The 14,793-nt window shown below is 68.5% G+C and carries 22 protein-coding genes and 2 tRNA genes; 14 read left to right on the top strand and 10 right to left on the bottom strand.

The genetic code is table 11. The annotated features are described in order from the left end of the window. Positions 1-111 precede the first annotated feature (111 nt). Entirely contained in the window at positions 112-1,896 is a 1,785-nt protein-coding gene (locus IFR14_RS17665; RefSeq protein ID WP_191941792.1) for a glycoside hydrolase family 13 protein, read from the bottom strand. 218 nt (positions 1,897-2,114) lie between these two features. Here IFR14_RS17665 and IFR14_RS17660 point away from each other — a divergent pair, with 218 nt between their 5' ends. The 4 genes from IFR14_RS17660 to IFR14_RS17645 all read left to right on the top strand — a co-directional run bounded on the left by IFR14_RS17660 (position 2,115) and on the right by IFR14_RS17645 (position 3,747). Beyond that, positions 2,115-2,492 carry a PGPGW domain-containing protein gene (locus IFR14_RS17660; RefSeq protein ID WP_191941791.1) on the top strand — a complete coding sequence of 126 codons (378 nt, stop codon included), beginning with the start codon at positions 2,115-2,117 and terminating at the stop codon, positions 2,490-2,492. A 231-nt stretch (positions 2,493-2,723) separates the two neighbouring features. Then, entirely contained in the window at positions 2,724-3,476 is a 753-nt protein-coding gene (locus IFR14_RS21270) for a lytic transglycosylase domain-containing protein (protein ID WP_342365733.1), read from the top strand. Between the two features lie 80 nt (positions 3,477-3,556). Further along, positions 3,557-3,628, top strand: a tRNA-Thr gene (locus IFR14_RS17650). A gap of 42 nt (positions 3,629-3,670) precedes the next feature. Further along, a tRNA-Met gene (locus tag IFR14_RS17645) sits at positions 3,671-3,747 on the top strand. A 220-nt stretch (positions 3,748-3,967) separates the two neighbouring features. Here the strand turns inward: IFR14_RS17645 and IFR14_RS20635 are convergent. After that, entirely contained in the window at positions 3,968-4,180 is a 213-nt protein-coding gene (locus tag IFR14_RS20635) for a trehalose-phosphatase (protein ID WP_198425067.1), read from the bottom strand. Between the two features lie 113 nt (positions 4,181-4,293). On the opposite strand from IFR14_RS20635, the gene IFR14_RS17635 reads away from it, so the two are divergent. After that, positions 4,294-4,599: a nucleotidyltransferase family protein gene (locus IFR14_RS17635; RefSeq protein WP_191941790.1), complete on the top strand. Its 306-nt coding sequence runs from the start codon at positions 4,294-4,296 to the stop codon at positions 4,597-4,599. A gap of 39 nt (positions 4,600-4,638) precedes the next feature. Here IFR14_RS17635 and IFR14_RS17630 read toward each other — a convergent pair whose 3' ends face one another. Both IFR14_RS17630 and IFR14_RS17625 read right to left on the bottom strand, forming a co-directional pair. Next, the gene (locus IFR14_RS17630; protein ID WP_191941789.1) at positions 4,639-5,139 is read right to left on the bottom strand and encodes a DUF3592 domain-containing protein; all 501 of its coding nucleotides are present in this window, start codon (positions 5,137-5,139) and stop codon (positions 4,639-4,641) included. Between the two features lie 34 nt (positions 5,140-5,173). Then, entirely contained in the window at positions 5,174-5,701 is a 528-nt protein-coding gene (locus IFR14_RS17625) for a hypothetical protein (RefSeq protein WP_191941788.1), read from the bottom strand. 129 nt (positions 5,702-5,830) lie between these two features. On the opposite strand from IFR14_RS17625, the gene IFR14_RS17620 reads away from it, so the two are divergent. Then, positions 5,831-6,202 carry a PH domain-containing protein gene (locus IFR14_RS17620; RefSeq protein ID WP_191941787.1) on the top strand — a complete coding sequence of 124 codons (372 nt, stop codon included), beginning with the start codon at positions 5,831-5,833 and terminating at the stop codon, positions 6,200-6,202. Between the two features lie 31 nt (positions 6,203-6,233). On the opposite strand, the gene IFR14_RS17615 is transcribed toward IFR14_RS17620, so the two are convergent. Together IFR14_RS17615 and IFR14_RS17610 are read right to left on the bottom strand one after the other, a co-directional pair. Then, positions 6,234-6,797 (bottom strand): hypothetical protein, encoded by a 564-nt coding sequence (locus IFR14_RS17615; protein WP_191941786.1) that lies wholly within the window; start codon positions 6,795-6,797, stop codon positions 6,234-6,236. Between the two features lie 142 nt (positions 6,798-6,939). Continuing rightward, positions 6,940-7,338: a MerR family transcriptional regulator gene (locus IFR14_RS17610; RefSeq protein WP_191941785.1), complete on the bottom strand. Its 399-nt coding sequence runs from the start codon at positions 7,336-7,338 to the stop codon at positions 6,940-6,942. A gap of 92 nt (positions 7,339-7,430) precedes the next feature. Here IFR14_RS17610 and IFR14_RS17605 point away from each other — a divergent pair, with 92 nt between their 5' ends. Then, positions 7,431-8,132, top strand: coding sequence for an SDR family oxidoreductase (locus IFR14_RS17605; RefSeq protein ID WP_191941784.1), 702 nt, complete (start codon positions 7,431-7,433; stop codon positions 8,130-8,132). Positions 8,133-8,234: 102 nt separating this feature from the next. Here IFR14_RS17605 and IFR14_RS17600 read toward each other — a convergent pair whose 3' ends face one another. From IFR14_RS17600 to IFR14_RS17585, 4 genes are all read right to left on the bottom strand, one after another. Continuing rightward, entirely contained in the window at positions 8,235-8,924 is a 690-nt protein-coding gene (locus IFR14_RS17600) for a M23 family metallopeptidase (RefSeq protein WP_191941783.1), read from the bottom strand. An 80-nt stretch (positions 8,925-9,004) separates the two neighbouring features. Continuing rightward, positions 9,005-9,778 (bottom strand): M23 family metallopeptidase, encoded by a 774-nt coding sequence (locus tag IFR14_RS17595; protein ID WP_191941782.1) that lies wholly within the window; start codon positions 9,776-9,778, stop codon positions 9,005-9,007. A 125-nt stretch (positions 9,779-9,903) separates the two neighbouring features. Continuing rightward, entirely contained in the window at positions 9,904-10,590 is a 687-nt protein-coding gene (locus IFR14_RS17590) for a M23 family metallopeptidase (protein WP_191941781.1), read from the bottom strand. 109 nt (positions 10,591-10,699) lie between these two features. Continuing rightward, positions 10,700-11,080, bottom strand: a complete 381-nt coding sequence (locus tag IFR14_RS17585) for a hypothetical protein (RefSeq protein WP_191941780.1) — start codon at positions 11,078-11,080, stop codon at positions 10,700-10,702. A gap of 157 nt (positions 11,081-11,237) precedes the next feature. On the opposite strand from IFR14_RS17585, the gene IFR14_RS17580 reads away from it, so the two are divergent. From IFR14_RS17580 to IFR14_RS17550, 7 genes are all read left to right on the top strand, one after another. After that, complete coding sequence (locus IFR14_RS17580; RefSeq protein WP_085512825.1) at positions 11,238-11,681, top strand: helix-turn-helix domain-containing protein; 444 nt, start codon at positions 11,238-11,240, stop codon at positions 11,679-11,681. After that, positions 11,626-12,072, top strand: a complete 447-nt coding sequence (locus IFR14_RS17575; RefSeq protein WP_191941779.1) for an ImmA/IrrE family metallo-endopeptidase — start codon at positions 11,626-11,628, stop codon at positions 12,070-12,072. The genes IFR14_RS17580 and IFR14_RS17575 overlap by 56 nt, the downstream gene beginning before the upstream one ends. A 21-nt stretch (positions 12,073-12,093) precedes the next feature. Beyond that, the gene (locus IFR14_RS17570) at positions 12,094-12,447 is read left to right on the top strand and encodes a DUF3253 domain-containing protein (protein ID WP_191941778.1); all 354 of its coding nucleotides are present in this window, start codon (positions 12,094-12,096) and stop codon (positions 12,445-12,447) included. 9 nt (positions 12,448-12,456) lie between these two features. Then, on the top strand, positions 12,457-13,047 hold the full coding sequence (locus IFR14_RS17565) for a histidine phosphatase family protein (protein ID WP_079003262.1): 591 nt from the start codon (positions 12,457-12,459) through the stop codon (positions 13,045-13,047). Further along, complete coding sequence (locus IFR14_RS17560; RefSeq protein ID WP_191941777.1) at positions 13,044-13,841, top strand: sulfite exporter TauE/SafE family protein; 798 nt, start codon at positions 13,044-13,046, stop codon at positions 13,839-13,841. The genes IFR14_RS17565 and IFR14_RS17560 overlap by 4 nt, the downstream gene beginning before the upstream one ends. A gap of 63 nt (positions 13,842-13,904) precedes the next feature. Then, positions 13,905-14,354, top strand: a complete 450-nt coding sequence (locus tag IFR14_RS17555; RefSeq protein ID WP_191941776.1) for a MaoC family dehydratase N-terminal domain-containing protein — start codon at positions 13,905-13,907, stop codon at positions 14,352-14,354. Then, entirely contained in the window at positions 14,351-14,782 is a 432-nt protein-coding gene (locus IFR14_RS17550; RefSeq protein ID WP_229940084.1) for a MaoC family dehydratase, read from the top strand. The genes IFR14_RS17555 and IFR14_RS17550 overlap by 4 nt, the downstream gene beginning before the upstream one ends. The last annotated feature ends 11 nt before the right edge of the window (positions 14,783-14,793 follow it).

Genomic DNA, 14,793 nt, shown 5'->3' with positions numbered 1-14,793 from the left:
CGCCCCGCGGTGGGGCCGATTCCGGCGCGCTCACGTCAGTGCACCGCGCCGGCGCCGAAACGCCCGCGGTCACGTCGGCGCACCGCGCTGGCACACCGGCCGCGGAGTGTCTCAGCCGACGGGCAGGGTCGACGGCGTCGTGAACCAGACCGTCGTGTCGCCGTGGATGGTGCTGCCGTCGAAGGGTCCGCTCGCGACGAGCACGGACGAGTCCGCGAGCGACGAGGGGACGGCGATGTCGTCGGCACCGGTGTTCGCGACGACCGTGACCGCGCCGTTGGTCAGCGCGAGGATGGTGTCGGGAGCCCCCTCGATCCAAGCGATCGAACCGAGCCCCAGCGTGTGCTCGCGGCGCAGACGGAGCAGCGTGCGGTACAGCTCCAGGGTCGAACCGGGGATGCCGGCCTGTGCGTCGCGCGAGTAGTCGTTCCAGTCGTCGGGCTGCGGCAGCCAGGACTCGCCGGTCGTGTTGAAGCCGTAGGCCGGGTGGCCGGCCTCCCACGGGATCGGCACGCGGCAGCCGTCGCGGCCGTACCGCTCGTGGTTCGTGCGGAACCACGTCGGGTCCTGTCGGGCGTCATCCGGCAGGTCGATGACCTCGGGGAGCCCGAGCTCCTCGCCTTGATAGAGGTACGCTCCGCCGGGCAGGCTCAGCATGAGGGCGGTCGCCGCCCTGGCCCGCTGCAGCCCGAGCGCCCGATCCGGCTGGCCGGGGGTGTTCGGACCGACGCCGTAGCCCTGGGGGTTCTCCTCCGTGAGCGCGAGGCGGGACGCGTGCCGGACGACGTCGTGGTTGGACAGCACCCACGTGCTCGGAGCGCCGACCTGCGCGAACGCCCGCAGCGACTCGCCGATGACCGCCTTGAGGTCCGCCGCATTCCAGGGGGTCTCGAGGTACGGGAAGTTGAACGCCTGCTGCATCTCGTCGGGGCGCACCCACAGGGCCATCTTGTCGAGCGGGTCGACCCAGGCCTCGGCGCACAGCACACGGTCGCCGTCGTACGTCTCCAGGAGCTCGTGCCAGTCGCGGTAGATCTCGTGCACGCCGTCCTGACCCCAGTAGGGCGCGGTCTCCGGCCACGAGGCGGGCCCCGTGCTGATGCCGGGTTCGAGCGCGACGCCCGCCGAGGCGCCACCCATGCTGCCGCCCTCGGCCGGTGGGGTGTAGTCGGGCAGGCCATCGGCCTTGATCATGCCGTGCGCCACGTCGACGCGGAACCCGTCGACGCCGCGGTCGAGCCAGAACCGGAGGATGTCGCGGAACTGCTCGCGGACCCACGGGTTCGTCCAGTCGAAGTCGGGCTGCGAGGAGTCGAAGATGTGCAGGTACCACTGGCCGGGCGTGCCGTCGGCCTCGGTGACGCGCGTCCAGGCCGGACCGCCGAAGACGGACTCCCAGTTGTTGGGGGCGATCTCGCCGTGCTCGCCCTTGCCGTCGCGGAACATGTACCGGGCGCGCTCCGCCGAGCCGGGCCCGGCCGCGAGGGCTTCCTGGAACCAGCGGTGGGCGCTCGAGGAGTGGTTGGGGACGAGGTCGACGATGACGCGGATGCCGGCAGCGTGCGCAGTGGCGGTCATCGCGTCGAAGTCGGCGAGCGTGCCGAAGATGGGGTCGACGTCGCAGTAGTCGGCGACGTCGTAGCCGGCGTCCTTCTGCGGGCTCGTCATGAACGGGGACAGCCAGATGGCGTCGACGCCGAGCTCCTGCAGGGCGCCGAGGCGGGAGGTGATCCCGGGCAGGTCGCCGAGGCCGTCGCCGTTCGCGTCCGCGAAGGATCGCGGGTAGATCTGGTAGATGACGGCGGAGCGCCACCACTCCGAACCGGGGGTGGAGCCTCCTGCGGGGGAGGCGTGCTGAGCTGCGGTCGCCGACGTGGTCGGGAGGGCGGAGTCCATGTCGCTACCCTAGGCCATTCACGGGGCCTGTCGCCGCTCGTGGACTGGCCAGCGCGGTGCGCTGACACGAGTGCGGTGCATGGCGGCGAGCGCGGCGCTCCGGAGGGGTGCGATCGCGCCGGCACCCCGCGCTCACGTCGGTTCGGTCACACGGGAGTCACGTCGATTCGGACCGGATTCCCGGCCACCGAGCTGCGCGCTCTCCGTAGAGTGGGGAGATGACCACGGAATCGGACGGCTCGGCCCGCAGCACGGCGAAGCGCGTCGCCGCACAGGCGGGAGGCATCGCCGGATCAGCGGCCCGGACGACGCGTGGCATCATCCGTCGGAATCCGACCGCGAACCGGGTGTACCGGGCGGGCGTCGGAGTCGTCGGCGGCGGCACCGTGGCCCTCGGCGTGGCCCTGATCCCGCTCCCCGGACCGGGAGCATTGATCGCCGTCGGCGGGCTCGCCGTCCTCGCCTCGGAGTTCGAGGGTGCGAAGCGCGCCAGCACGAAGGCGAACGCCGCCGCCAAGAAGGGCGTCGCCGTCGCGAAAGACCTTCGGGCGAAGCGCCAGGCCAAGCAGGCCGGGAAGGCTGCGCCGGAGCACTGACCCCACGGCGCACGGCGCCGACCGACGCGCGGGTACGGTGGACCGGTGGGGACATCGGCGAAGGGGAATGGTGCGCGTCGGCCCCCACAACGCAAGACCGCTGCGCCCGGACGGCGCACGACCAGCGCCACCCGCTCGACGCGGAAGCCGCGGCCCCGGCCGTCCGGCGCGCGCAACGGCTCCCGGCGCCCCGTCGCACCGAAACGCCGGAACCGTCGGTCGGGCATCCGTGTGGGATGGCTCGTCGCCGGCGGAGCGGTCGCGATCGTCGGTCTCGCCGTCATCGTGGCAGCGGTCGTCTGGGGGCCGGAGCTCATCAGTCGGGCGGAAGCACGGGACTCTACCCTCGGAACCGCGCCACATGCTGCCGTCGAGGGACCGGGCATCCCCGCCGCGGGGTCGGCTGGAACAGCGCCGGCGGCGATCACCGACCGCGTGGACCGTGCCTGGGCGACGGCCACGGCGCTCCGCCTCGGCATCCCCGAGCGGGCGATGGTCGCCTACGCCGGTGCGGCGCTCGCCGTCGCGGAGACGCAGCCGGGCTGCGGGATCGCCTGGAACACCCTGGCTGCGCTCGGGAGCGTCGAGTCCGGCCACGGCACGATCTTCGGTGGTGCGCTCGACGACACCGGTCGGGCCGTTCCACCCATCGTCGGCCCGGCGCTCACCGGCACCGAGTTCGACGCCGTCACCGACACGGACCGCGGCGCCTTCGACGGCGACGCCAGATGGGACCGCGCGGTCGGCCCGATGCAGTTCATCCCGCCCACCTGGCAGCGGTGGGGAGCGGACGGGAACGGCGACGGCGTCGCGGACCCGCAGCAGATCGACGACGCGGCGCTCGCCGCAGCGCACTACCTGTGCCACGGCGGCCGGGACCTCCGCATCGAAGCCGACTGGATTGCGGCGATCGGGTCGTACAACGGGGCCGCGTCGTACCTGCAGAAGGTCGTCCACGCTGCGGACACCTTCGCCGCGAACTGATCCCGATCCGGTGTACGAAGCACCCCTCGCGGGATGCTAGTCTCTACTGGTGCCATTTCCGCGTGAGCGGTCTGGTTCGCGCTCCGATAGCTCAGTGGTAGAGCACTTCCTTGGTAAGGAAGAGGTCGCGGGTTCAAGTCCCGCTCGGGGCTCGTTCTCTCCGTCACTGCTCTCGCCGGCATACGGAGAGACGTGGCAGGGTAGCTCAGTTGGTGAGAGCGCACGACTCATAATCGTGAGGTCGAGAGTTCGAATCTCTCTCCTGCTACCAGATCAGCTGTTCAAGAGAGAAGCACCGGAGATTTCTTCGGTGCTTTTCTCTTTTGCTGCGGCGATCGCTGAATCGCGCACGACTGCGAGTCGCGATCCGGTCAGCTTAGAGCGTCGTCGAGTTGCTGGAGCCACTGCTGGAACTCGCCGGGACCTGAGAAGTGGACTCCGGGCATCCGAGCGACCTCCTCCGCAGCGTCGGGGCCCTCGACGACGAGTGCCTACCCGCCGCTGGCCAGCGCCACTCTGAACGCAGGCAGGTCCCCACGGTCGTCACCGGCGTATGCGACGACACCCAAGCCATCAGCCCGGATGATCCTCTGCAGCGCCGTGCCTTTGTCCTCATCCAAGGGCATCCGCAGCTCTTCGACGCACTTGCCGGGTTCCCGCCTGAGCCCGAATTCGTCGATGATGTGCTCGACGAGCGGCGCCACCAATGGCTCGGCCGCCGCGCGGTCGAGTGCACGGCGCCACCGAGATCGTGACGAGCACGAGCTCGGGCCCTTCCGCCTGCCGCGGCTGGTGCCGAATCGGTACACTTCCCTCCATGACGTCACGGATCTCGGTCGACGCGAGCGCGCTCGGAACAATCTGTCGCGCGCGCGGGGTCGCCAGATTGCGTATCTTCGGCTCCGCCCTGTCCGATCGGTTCGACGACGGCCGGAGCGACGTCGACCTGCTCGTCGAATTCGTGCCGGGGTCGGCAGATCCGTTCGACGCGTACTTCGGTCTTCGAGAGGACCTTGAGTCCTTGTTCGGCCGCCCGGTCGACCTCGTGATGGCTTCCGCTGTTCGGAACCCGTATTTCGCTGCCTCGGCCGACGCTGTCGCAGAAGGTCTGTATGCGGCCTGAATCGGCAGCTCTCCTGTGGGATGCGCGAACAGCGTGGCGTCAGCCCTTCGGAGTCTCGCCGGGCTCGGGTCCCCGTCCCGCACGGAGCAGGACGCCGACGAGCATCGCGGTGCCGATCAGGAGACTCACGCCGGTCAGCACGATACCGATACCGACGACCGAGGTCCCCGGCCCGTCATAGCCCTCGAGCACCGCCGTGCCGGGGTCGTCCGCGCGGTAGATCACCGTGACGACGTCGCCGACGGCGGGTTTGCCGTCGAGGGGCCAGTCCGCCCAGACGCGCTGCTCCGTACCGTCGGGTGCCAGATAGTCGGTCCTGAACCGGTGGTCCGACGCCTTCCTTCCGTCGTCCACCTCGGTGACCGTCCCACTCGTCCGCTCCCCGTTCTGCAACAGGTCACTGTCGGCAGCCATCATGAAGGAACCGACGACCACAGCCACCGGACCGGCCAACAGCATCAAGACGATCGCCAGCGTCTGGAACACCCTGCTGTGCAGGAAGCCCCGTGTGTCGCCCATCGCGCGCTTGCTTGCTGCCATCAGTGCGCCACCGTTCCGATTCGAAGCTCCTGCATCAGTGGTTCCCAGTGAGGGAGAGACTCAGCATGATGATGGCGGGCACGATCAGGCCGATCGCGACGCCACCGGCCGCCGCCCAGAGCCCGATGCTGACGTGGGGGCTCATGCGAGGACGCAGACCGAGTTCCTCGCCGATCTCCTTGATGCGCGCGCGTTCGTTCTCGGGACTGAACGCGATCTCGAACCCGCCGGGGGAGGTCCCGAGCATGATGACCCTGCCGTACCGGACTCGGCCGGACTGCCAGGAGAACGACCAGGAGAGGCGCGGCACGAAGCCGGAGACACCAGCCGACCAGCTCATCCGCTTGACCGTGTCGGTGATGCTGAACCGCCGACGTCGCTCATCGACCCGCACGGTGTAGGTGATGCTGTCGGACACCTCGTTCAGCTGGAGGACGTTCCACCAGCGGGCGTCCGCGAGGTCGTATCCGACCTGGAACCCGTCGGGGAGGCGGGTGACGATGAACGGGGTGTTCTGCAGCTCTGCCTCGACGGCCCACTGATAGTCCTCGAGCACACTCATCGGGTGTCGTCGGTTCCGGGCATGCAGCAAGTATGCCAACGGCGCGGGCCTGCGACGTGATCGACGGATGGGGAGAGGTCCCCATCCCGATGCGACCGCACCACCGCCATCCTCTGCCACACTCAGGCCATGGAAAGCGCACCGATCATGGCCTGGACCCTGCAGAACGAGATCCCGATCCCCGCCGATGTGACACAGCTGCTCGTTCAGGGTGAGCAAGCCGTTGCAGCGTTCAAGACGTTCCGCGACTCCGCGGTGTTCACGACCAAGCGCCTGATCGTGCGCGATGCGCAGGGCATCTCCGGCAAGAAGGTCGAGATCTACTCCTTGCCGTACAGCTCGATCAACATGTGGTCGTCGGAGAACGCCGGAACGCTCGACTGGAATTCCGAGATCGAGCTCTGGACCCGGGCCGGGCACATCAAGGTGAAGCTCGCGAAGGGCGCGGACGTCCGTCGTCTGGACAGCCTCATCGCCTGGGCGGTCCTGCAGTCGCACTAGCTGATCGCATCGGCGGGGGACTGGGACTGCCTCATCGCTCCCAGATGCGACGGTAACCGGGCATGAAGGCGATCATCGCCGCGAGCAGGGTGCCGAGATTGAGGAGTGGCAGGGCAGGTCCGATGGTCCAGGGCGAGTCGGCATAGACCCCCATCAGCATCACCATCCAGGCGCCGATGTTGCCGAGGATGAGCACGATGATGAAGGTGACCGCAGTCGCTCCCGCTCGCGACGAGACCCGCTTGCCCGCGAGCATCGGCGCGGTGCAGATCGTGCCGATGATCACCACGATGAGCACCAGGAACGCACTCGCGAACAGGATCGAGGCGGCCTCCGGGTCGCCGTCGTCGTCACGATCCGCGAATCCCGCGAGGAAGAAGAACAGGTTGAAGGACTCGGGGTCCTCGTCCGTCTTCGTCTGGCTCGCGTAGGGGACGAACAGGGAGAGGATGAGCGCGATCTCGAGCAGCAGCATCGGGACCGAGATCAGGATCGACTCGATGCCCGCCACGCGCTCCTCGAGCCGGGTGCGCGCCGCCTGGGCGGCGACCGACTCGGTGGTGCTCGCCGGTGCCTGCTTCGCTGGTTCACTCATCACTGACCCCCGGATCGGGAGTCGGGCTCAGGCGTGCCCGACTCGGCTGCCGCGAAGGCGAGCGACCGATTGCGCCCCCGACCTCCGACGTGGTCATGGTAGCGGCGATGAGCCGACCATGTCGGAGCCGTGCCGGATGGCGTCAGGCGGCGTCCAGCTCGGCCGGAAGCTCCTCGCGCAGCGCGGGGCAGTGCTCCGGCGTCGGGTGGAGCGTGATGTCGATGACCGTTTCCAAACGGGCGCGTGCTGCTTCGAGGTCGGCCATCTGCGCGGTGATGCGGTCGCGTTCGGTCCGGAGCAGCGCGAGCGACTCCGGCGTCGCGACTCCGGCATCGACACAGGGGAGCAGTTGGACGATCGTGCGGCTCGGCAGCCCGGCGGCGAAGAGCTGCTGCACGAGCTCGACGCGTTCCACCGCCGCTCGTTCATAGGTCCGTTGGCCAGTCGTCGTGCGGGTGGCGGTGAGCAGCCCCTGCTCCTCGTAGTACCGGAGCGAGCGGACGCTCACCCCGGTCCGAGCCGCGAGATCTCCGATGCGCATCGAGCTTCCGTTCCTGGCTTGCACCTGACATTGATGTGAGGTCTTAGCCTAACCAGGCTGCTGCGGGATCGCCCCGCACGCGGAAGGGAATCATGGACATCGCAGGATCCGTCGCACTCGTCACCGGCTCGAACAGGGGCATCGGCCGCCGGTTCGTCGTGCAACTGCTCGAGCGCGGCGCGTCGAAGGTGTACGCCACCGCGCGGCGCCCGGAACTCGTCGACATCCCGGGCGTGGAGGTGCTGCAGCTCGACATCACCGATCAGGCGTCCGTCGCTGCGGCGGCCGAGATCGCGACCGACGTCACGTTGCTCGTCAACAACGCCGGGATCGCGACGCAGGGCTCGATGCTGACCGACGACCTCGCGGACGCTCGGCGGGAGATGGACACGCACTACTGGGGCAACCTCGCCATGGTGCGCGCGTTCGCGCCAGTGATCGAGGCGAACGGTGGAGGGACGATCGTCAACGTGCTCTCCGCCCTGAGCTGGTTCGCCCACCCCGGCTCCGGCGGATACGCCGCGGCCAAGGCTGCGGAGTGGAACATGACGAACGCGGTGCGTCTGGAACTCGCCCCGAAGGGTGTCACGGTGCAGGGGCTCCACCTCGGGGCCGCCGACACCGACATCATGGCCGGCTACGACGGCCCCATGGTCGACCCTGCGGACGTCGCACGGGCGAGCCTCGACGGCGTCGCGGCCGGCGCTTCCGAGGTCGTCGTCGACGACTGGAGCGCGATGGTCAAGGCGTCGCTCGCCCACGACCCTGACGCGTTCTACGCGCAGTTCGCCTGAGCATGGAGCCTGGGCGCTGTGCAGGAGACGTGCACGGTGCAGAATGGAGGAAGCCCCCGAGCAGTTACGGTCTGCTCGGGGGCTTCCTCATGCCGGCGTGGGTTACCGCGCGGCCGCGACGAGGTCGGCGATGCGCTGGCCTCGTGCGTTCGCCTCGGCGACGAGCGTCGTGACCTGGTCCTGGGTCAGGCCGGTGACCTGGCCGTACGCCTTCGTGTTGGCGGCGATGGAGAACCCCTGCCCGCCGCTGGTGGACGTGTACATCGTGCCGAACGTCTCGGTGACGAGTGCGATGGTGCCGCCTGGCACGCTGATGATCTTGGGCATGTCTGACTCCTTGAGTGGTTGGACGGGGTCCTCGCCGTTCAGGCGAGCGTTGATGAACGGATACGGATCGGTGGTGACGCCGATGTCGGCGTTGTTCCAGGTGCCGTCCGCGGTGAAGGTGATGGTGAGGTGCAGGTGGGCTCCGCTGGAAGCGGATCCGGTGTTCCCGACGACGCCGACGGGTTCACCGCGGACGATCGCCGCGCCGACCTGGTGCGGTGATGCGGCCGCCAGGTGCGAGTAGCCCGAGTACATGCCGTCGGGGTGGGCGATGACCAGGACGTTGCCCAGGGCCGCGTTCCACCGGTTGGCGGAGACGACGCCGGCAGCGACCGCCGGGATCGCGGCTCCGGCGCCGGGCTGGTAGTCCAGCCCGCGGTGCGGTTGGGTCCGCCCGCCGGCCATCGATCCCCAGCCGTCGGCGAGGTCGATCTGAGCGAACGGGTGCTGATACTTGAGAACCATGAGGCTCCTTTCGTGGTGCCGATGGGGATGCCCCCGAGCAGGCACGGTCTGCTCGGGGGCATCGGGTGGGGCTCCTCGGCTCAGAAGCCGATCTTGGTGCCCGGGTAGACGGCCCAGAACGCGTTCCACTGAGCAGTGGTGAGCTGGGACGCGTACTTGTCGCGCAGCGCCGTGTTGTTCGGGTTGGTGGGCGAGATGCCGTAGACCTGCACGTGAGCGGTGATCGCCCCGTCCACGTCCATGTTGCCCGCGAGCTTCACGGCCTTGCCGTCCGGGTACACGAGGGCGATCGCGAGGGTGCCCGCGTTCTCCTTCTGGTAGTCGCGGACGATCGATGCGTTCTTCGTAGCTGCCATTTCGTCGATTTCTTCCTGAGTCGGGGCGGTCGGTCCGCCGGTGTTGCCTGGGTCGTCGCCGTTGAGGCGATCGTTGATGAACTGGATCGGATCGGTGTGATCGATCCAGTGGGAGCCTCCGCCCGTCGCGCCGGACTGGTTGAGCCCGATGGTGAGGTGGAGGTGGGCGCCTTCGGAGTACTCGCCGGTGTTACCGATTCCTCCGAGGATCTGCCCTCGCGTGACGGCGGTGCCGATGGCGAGCGGGGACTGCTGGTACATGTGGCAGTACCCCGAGAACGCGCCGTCAGGGTGCGCCAGGACGACAAGCCATCCGAGCCCTCCGCTCCGGTAGTTCTCGACGACGGTTCCGGCAGCGACCGCGGGAATCGGCGTGCCCTCCGGGAAGCCGTTGAAGTCGGCACCCCGATGGTTTGAGCCGCCGGCTCGTGGGGCGTTGTACCCGTCGCTGCTGTCGTAGTGGCTGAGATCGAATGGGTATTGATACTTCAGGACCATGAGCCCTCCTTTCTGTTCGTGGAGGAGATGTCCTCCGGCATTCGAGCGTGTTCTGATGTGCATCAGGTCGACGGGCGCCCTCGAGGCGTTACGGTCGGCTCGAAGGCGCCGTTCACTGAGCAGGCTCAGGTGAGGTTCGTGATGTTGCGGTACGTTCCCACGATGCTCGGCGCCTGCAGGTCGGGGATCTCGATGATGCCCTGTGCGCGCAGCAGATCCACCGCCGGCATGCTCTTGACGTTCCAGTAGGCGCGGGCGCCGTGGTCGATGACGATCCAGTGCACACCTGCGCTCTCGTTGGCGCCGTTGATGGGGATCCTTGCGAGACGAATCATGTCGTCCTCCTTCGGTTTGGGTGGTGCGGTGATGGGGTCGTCGCCGTTGAGGCGAGCGTTGATGAATGCGTACGGGTCGACGGTGACGTTGATGTCGCCGTTGTTCCAGGTCCCGTCCGCGGTGTGGGTGATGGTGAGGTGCAGATGCGCAGCGCGTGACGCCGTGCCGGTGTTCCCGACGTAGCCGACGTGCTGGCCCCGCGTGATCCCCGTCCCAAGCGCGTGCGGCGATCGGTCACGCATGTGTGAGTATCCCGAGTACATGCCATCTGGATGGGCGATCACGAGGACGTTTCCGAGCGCGGAGTTCCAGCCGTTGTGCGACACCGTCCCGGTTGCCACTGCGGGAATCGACGCGCCTGCCCCAGGTTGGTAGTCGACGCCTCGATGAGCCTGTGTGCGCCCATCCGCCCAGGAGCCCCAGCCGTCTGTCGCCTGATCCGTCTGTGCGAACGGTTGCTGGTACTTCAAAACCATGAGCCCTCCTTTCTGTTGATGGAGGAAGTGTCCTCCGGCATTCGAACGTGTGTTCGAAAGAGACTCTACGACGATCTCGTCGTCTTGTCCAGTTCATCTTGCCGATTCATCATGAATTTCTTTCTTCAGTGGCAGATTCAGTGCCTAAATCGAATCGTCCGTGGCGGGGAGTGGATCCTGCGCTCAGTCTCGTCAGGAACCCGTTCACGCCCGGGATCGCCATGATCCGGGCCAGTGCTGCGGCGATCGCCGCCGTCGTGGCCACGGCTGCCGCCGCCCAGGCGTAGACGTCGTCTGGGAGGAGTTCCCGGATCGCCTCCAGGAGCTGTGGCGCGATGATGCTCGCGGTGGTGATGCAGGCCACCGAGCTCAGGATCACGGCCGCGGTCGTCTGGATCACGGTGCGGATGATCCGCTGTGCCGGAAACGGGACGGGCGGCGGTGTCGGTGGTGTGGGTGGTGGTTCCGGTGAGGTCCGGTGTTCGGTCATGGTGCCTCCTCAGGCGTCGTGGGTGGTGGTGATGGACGACCCGAATGGTTTCCCGAAGTTGTCCCATCTGGCATCATTCAGGTCGGAGGTGACACTATAGGGCGCATGAGGCAGGTTTTCTGCCGTTCACGACAGGGGTTCTGGCTACGATCGGAACGTGAACGCAGCAGAGGCGATGGTCAATCAGGCGTTGGCGGACGAACTCGTCGCCGCCTACAAGCGGCGACGCATGAATCAGCGCGCCCTGGCTGAGGCGACCGGGATGAGTCCGACGACACTGCAACGTGTCCTCGCCGGTCGCAGCGAGATCAGCGGCCCGACCTTCGTCACGCTCTGCGCCGCGACCGGTGCCGATCCGGTGCGACTCCTGGCCGACGCCCTCCAAGCCGTCGGGGGGATGAGTCGGATCGAGGCCGAACTGCAGGCGAGCGACGACGAACGAGTGGCTCCCGTGTCGGACACCACTGCTACGAATGACGAGCTGGATCGCAGACGCCGGCAGAGGGAAGCTGCGTCGTGGACGACGGAGCAGTTGGAGGGGGAACGTGGGGCGGCAATCACCGATGGAGAACTGGAGCAACCCGAGCCGGAAGCCCCGTGAGCGTGGACGGGCCTACGACCCGTATGCGCACGCGGAGGAGCTCGGTCTCGCCGTGATCTTCCGGCCCCTGCGGGTGTCCCATGAGCGCTGGCTGCCGTCCGCGCACACGATCGTCATCCAGGAGTCGCTCCGGTCCGTCCATCGGCGGAACGCCCTCGCCCACGGCATCGCGCACTGCGTGCTCGGCCACGAGGACGACCGACCGAAGCACGAGGTGCAGGCCGACCGCTTCGCCGCGTCGAACCTCATCGACCTCGACGAGTTCCGGGCCATCGCGCGCTGGGCACCGGACCTCGAGCATCTCGTCGCGGAACTCGGCGTCACGAAGCGTCTGGCCCGGGCGTTCGTCGCGCAGCATACGGATCTGTCCCGGCACGCCGACCTCGCGTAGCGGCGCGCGCATACTGGGACCATGACCGACGAAGCCGCACCGGACCCGACGCCTGCGGCAGCCGTAGACGACGACCTCCTGGAGTCGACGATGCTCGACCTGCTGGGGAAGCGGGCCGCGACCTCGTCCATCTGTCCGTCCGACGTCGCTCGAGCGGTCGGTGGCGACGACTGGCGAGCGCTGATGGACGACACCCGCCGGGTCGCCTGGCGCTTGGTCGAAGAAGGACGGGTGCGGATCACGCAGGGCGACGAGGCGGTCGACCGCGAGACGGTCCGCGGCCCCATCCGGATCCGATGGGCCAAGGACGCCGACGTCGAGTCGTGCGCCCCCTGTCGTCCTGAGACCGGAGGCGCTCGGTCCGACGCCGGTTAGGCTGGAGACATGACCATCGCCCTCATCCGTCACGGACAGACCGCCTGGAACTTCGAACGACGGCTGCAGGGCACGACGGACATTCCCCTGAACGACACCGGGCGGGAGCAGGCGGCCACGGTCGCCCCTCGGCTCACCGGCACCTGGGACGTCGTCGTCAGCTCCCCGCTGGGGCGCGCACGCGAGACCGCGCAGATCATCGCGGACGCGCTGGGTCTCGAGCTCGGCCCCACCTACCCCGACGTCGTCGAGCGCCACTACGGCGACGCCGAGGGCGCGACGGCGCAGATGGTCCTCGAGAACTGGCCAGACCACCAGTACCCGAACCTCGAGACCGAGGAGTCGGTCATCGAACGCGGACTCCGCGGCATCGACGCCATCGCACGCGACTTCCCCGGGCAGAACGTCCTCGTCGTGAGCCACGGCACGCTCATCCGACTCACGCTCAGCCACCTCTCCGGTACGACGGTCCCGCCGCTGGAGAACTGCTCCGTGTCGGTCATCGAGGCGACGGACTCCGGTTGGTCGCTCCTGGACGCCGGTACCGCTCGCACGACGCCCTCGCTCGAGACGGCGCTGTCCGGCTCCAGCGCGCAGTGAGCGGGAGCGACCCGACCGGCCGTCCGGTCCGCTCCCCGTCGGGCATCGCCTGGCTCATCGGCATCGGACTGACCGCCGGATTCCTCTCCGGGCTGTTCGGGGTCGGCGGCGGCATCCTCATCGTCCCCGCCGTCGTCTTCCTGCTCGGCTTCGGCCAGCGGCTCGCCGCCGGAACGTCGCTCGCGGCGATCGTCCCGACCTCGCTCGTCGGCGTCGTGTCCTACGCGGTGAACGGCACCGTCGACTGGGTGGCGGCGATCCTCCTGGCGGTCGGCGCGATCGGCGGCGCACAACTCGGCAGCTACCTCCTCTCCAAGCTCCCCAAGAAGGCGCTCCAGTGGGGCTTCATCGGCTTCCTGCTCGTCGTGGTGGTCTCGCTGTTCCTCATCGTCCCGTCCCGCACCGCCGAGATCGATCTGCACGTCGGCTCGATCATCGGCCTCATCGTGCTCGGCTTCCTGACCGGCGTCCTGTCGGGGCTGCTCGGCATCGGCGGCGGGGTCGTCGTCGTGCCGATGCTCATTCTCTTGTTCGGCGCGAGCGACCTCATCGCGAAGGGCACCTCGCTGCTCATGATGGTGCCGACCGCGATCTCCGGCACCATCGGCAACGTCCGGCGAGGCAACGTCGACCTGACGGCCGCAGCGATCATCGGTGTCGCCGCCTGCACGACCACGGCCCTCGGCGCCATCGTCGCGTCGGTCGTCCCGCCGTTCGTCGGCAACCTGCTCTTCGCGGCGTTCCTCGTGGTCATCGCCATCCGCATGGTGTTCCAGGCGCTCAAGCGCTCCTGACCGACCCTCGCCGGTCCATCCGTGCCCGGTCGTCGAGCCGAGGCAGCGGGTAGGCTGGAGGGCGTGTCAGTGAACCCAGAGCTCGCCGGTCGGGTCTTCCCGCCCGTCGCCCCGTACCTGGTCGGACGCGAGAAGATCCGCGAGTTCTCGCGGGCCGTCTTCGCGACGAACCCGATCAACCTCGACCCGGAGGCGGCCCGCGCCGCAGGATACGCCGACGTCGTGGCGCCGCCCACCTTCGCCGTCGTCGTCCAGGAGCACACGCTCCAGCAACTGCTCGCCGCACCCGACGCGGGTATCGACTTCACCCGGGTGGTCCACGGCGACCAGCGCTTCGTGCACCACCGTCCGATCGTCGCCGGCGACGAGCTCACCGCGCAGCTGACCGTCACCGCGGTGAAGTCCCTGGGCGGCCACTCGATGGTGACGTGCGACTCGGTCATGACCGACGCCACCGGCGAGCCGGTGGTCACCGCGACCTCGACGCTCGTGGTGCGAGGAGACGAAGGATGAGCGACGTGCAGCAGACCCCGACCATGCCGGCTGTCGGAGACGTCGTCGCGGAGCGGACCGTCCACCTGACGCGCGACGCCCTCGTGCGGTACGCCGGCGCCTCCGGAGACTTCAACCCCATCCACTACCGCGACGACGTCGCCGCATCCGTCGGGCTGCCGGGCGTGCTCGCCCACGGCATGCTGACAATGGGGATCGCGGCCCAGCCGGTGGTCGACTGGATCGGCGACCCCGGTCGGGTGCTCGAATACCAGGTGCGGTTCACCCGACCGGTCGTCGTCGACCCCGAGACCGGTGCCGACCTCCAGATCGTCGCCAAGGTCGGCAAGGTCGACGAGGAAGCCAACACCGCGCGCGTCGACCTCACCGTCACCTACGCCGAGCAGACGGTGCTCGGCAAGGCGCAGCTGGTCATCAGCTTCGCCTGACCCGGAGGATC

The organism is Plantibacter sp. CFBP 8775 (assembly GCF_014839505.1).
Lineage (GTDB): Bacteria > Actinomycetota > Actinomycetes > Actinomycetales > Microbacteriaceae > Plantibacter > Plantibacter auratus.
This window is presented reverse-complemented; position numbering and strand designations above follow the sequence as displayed.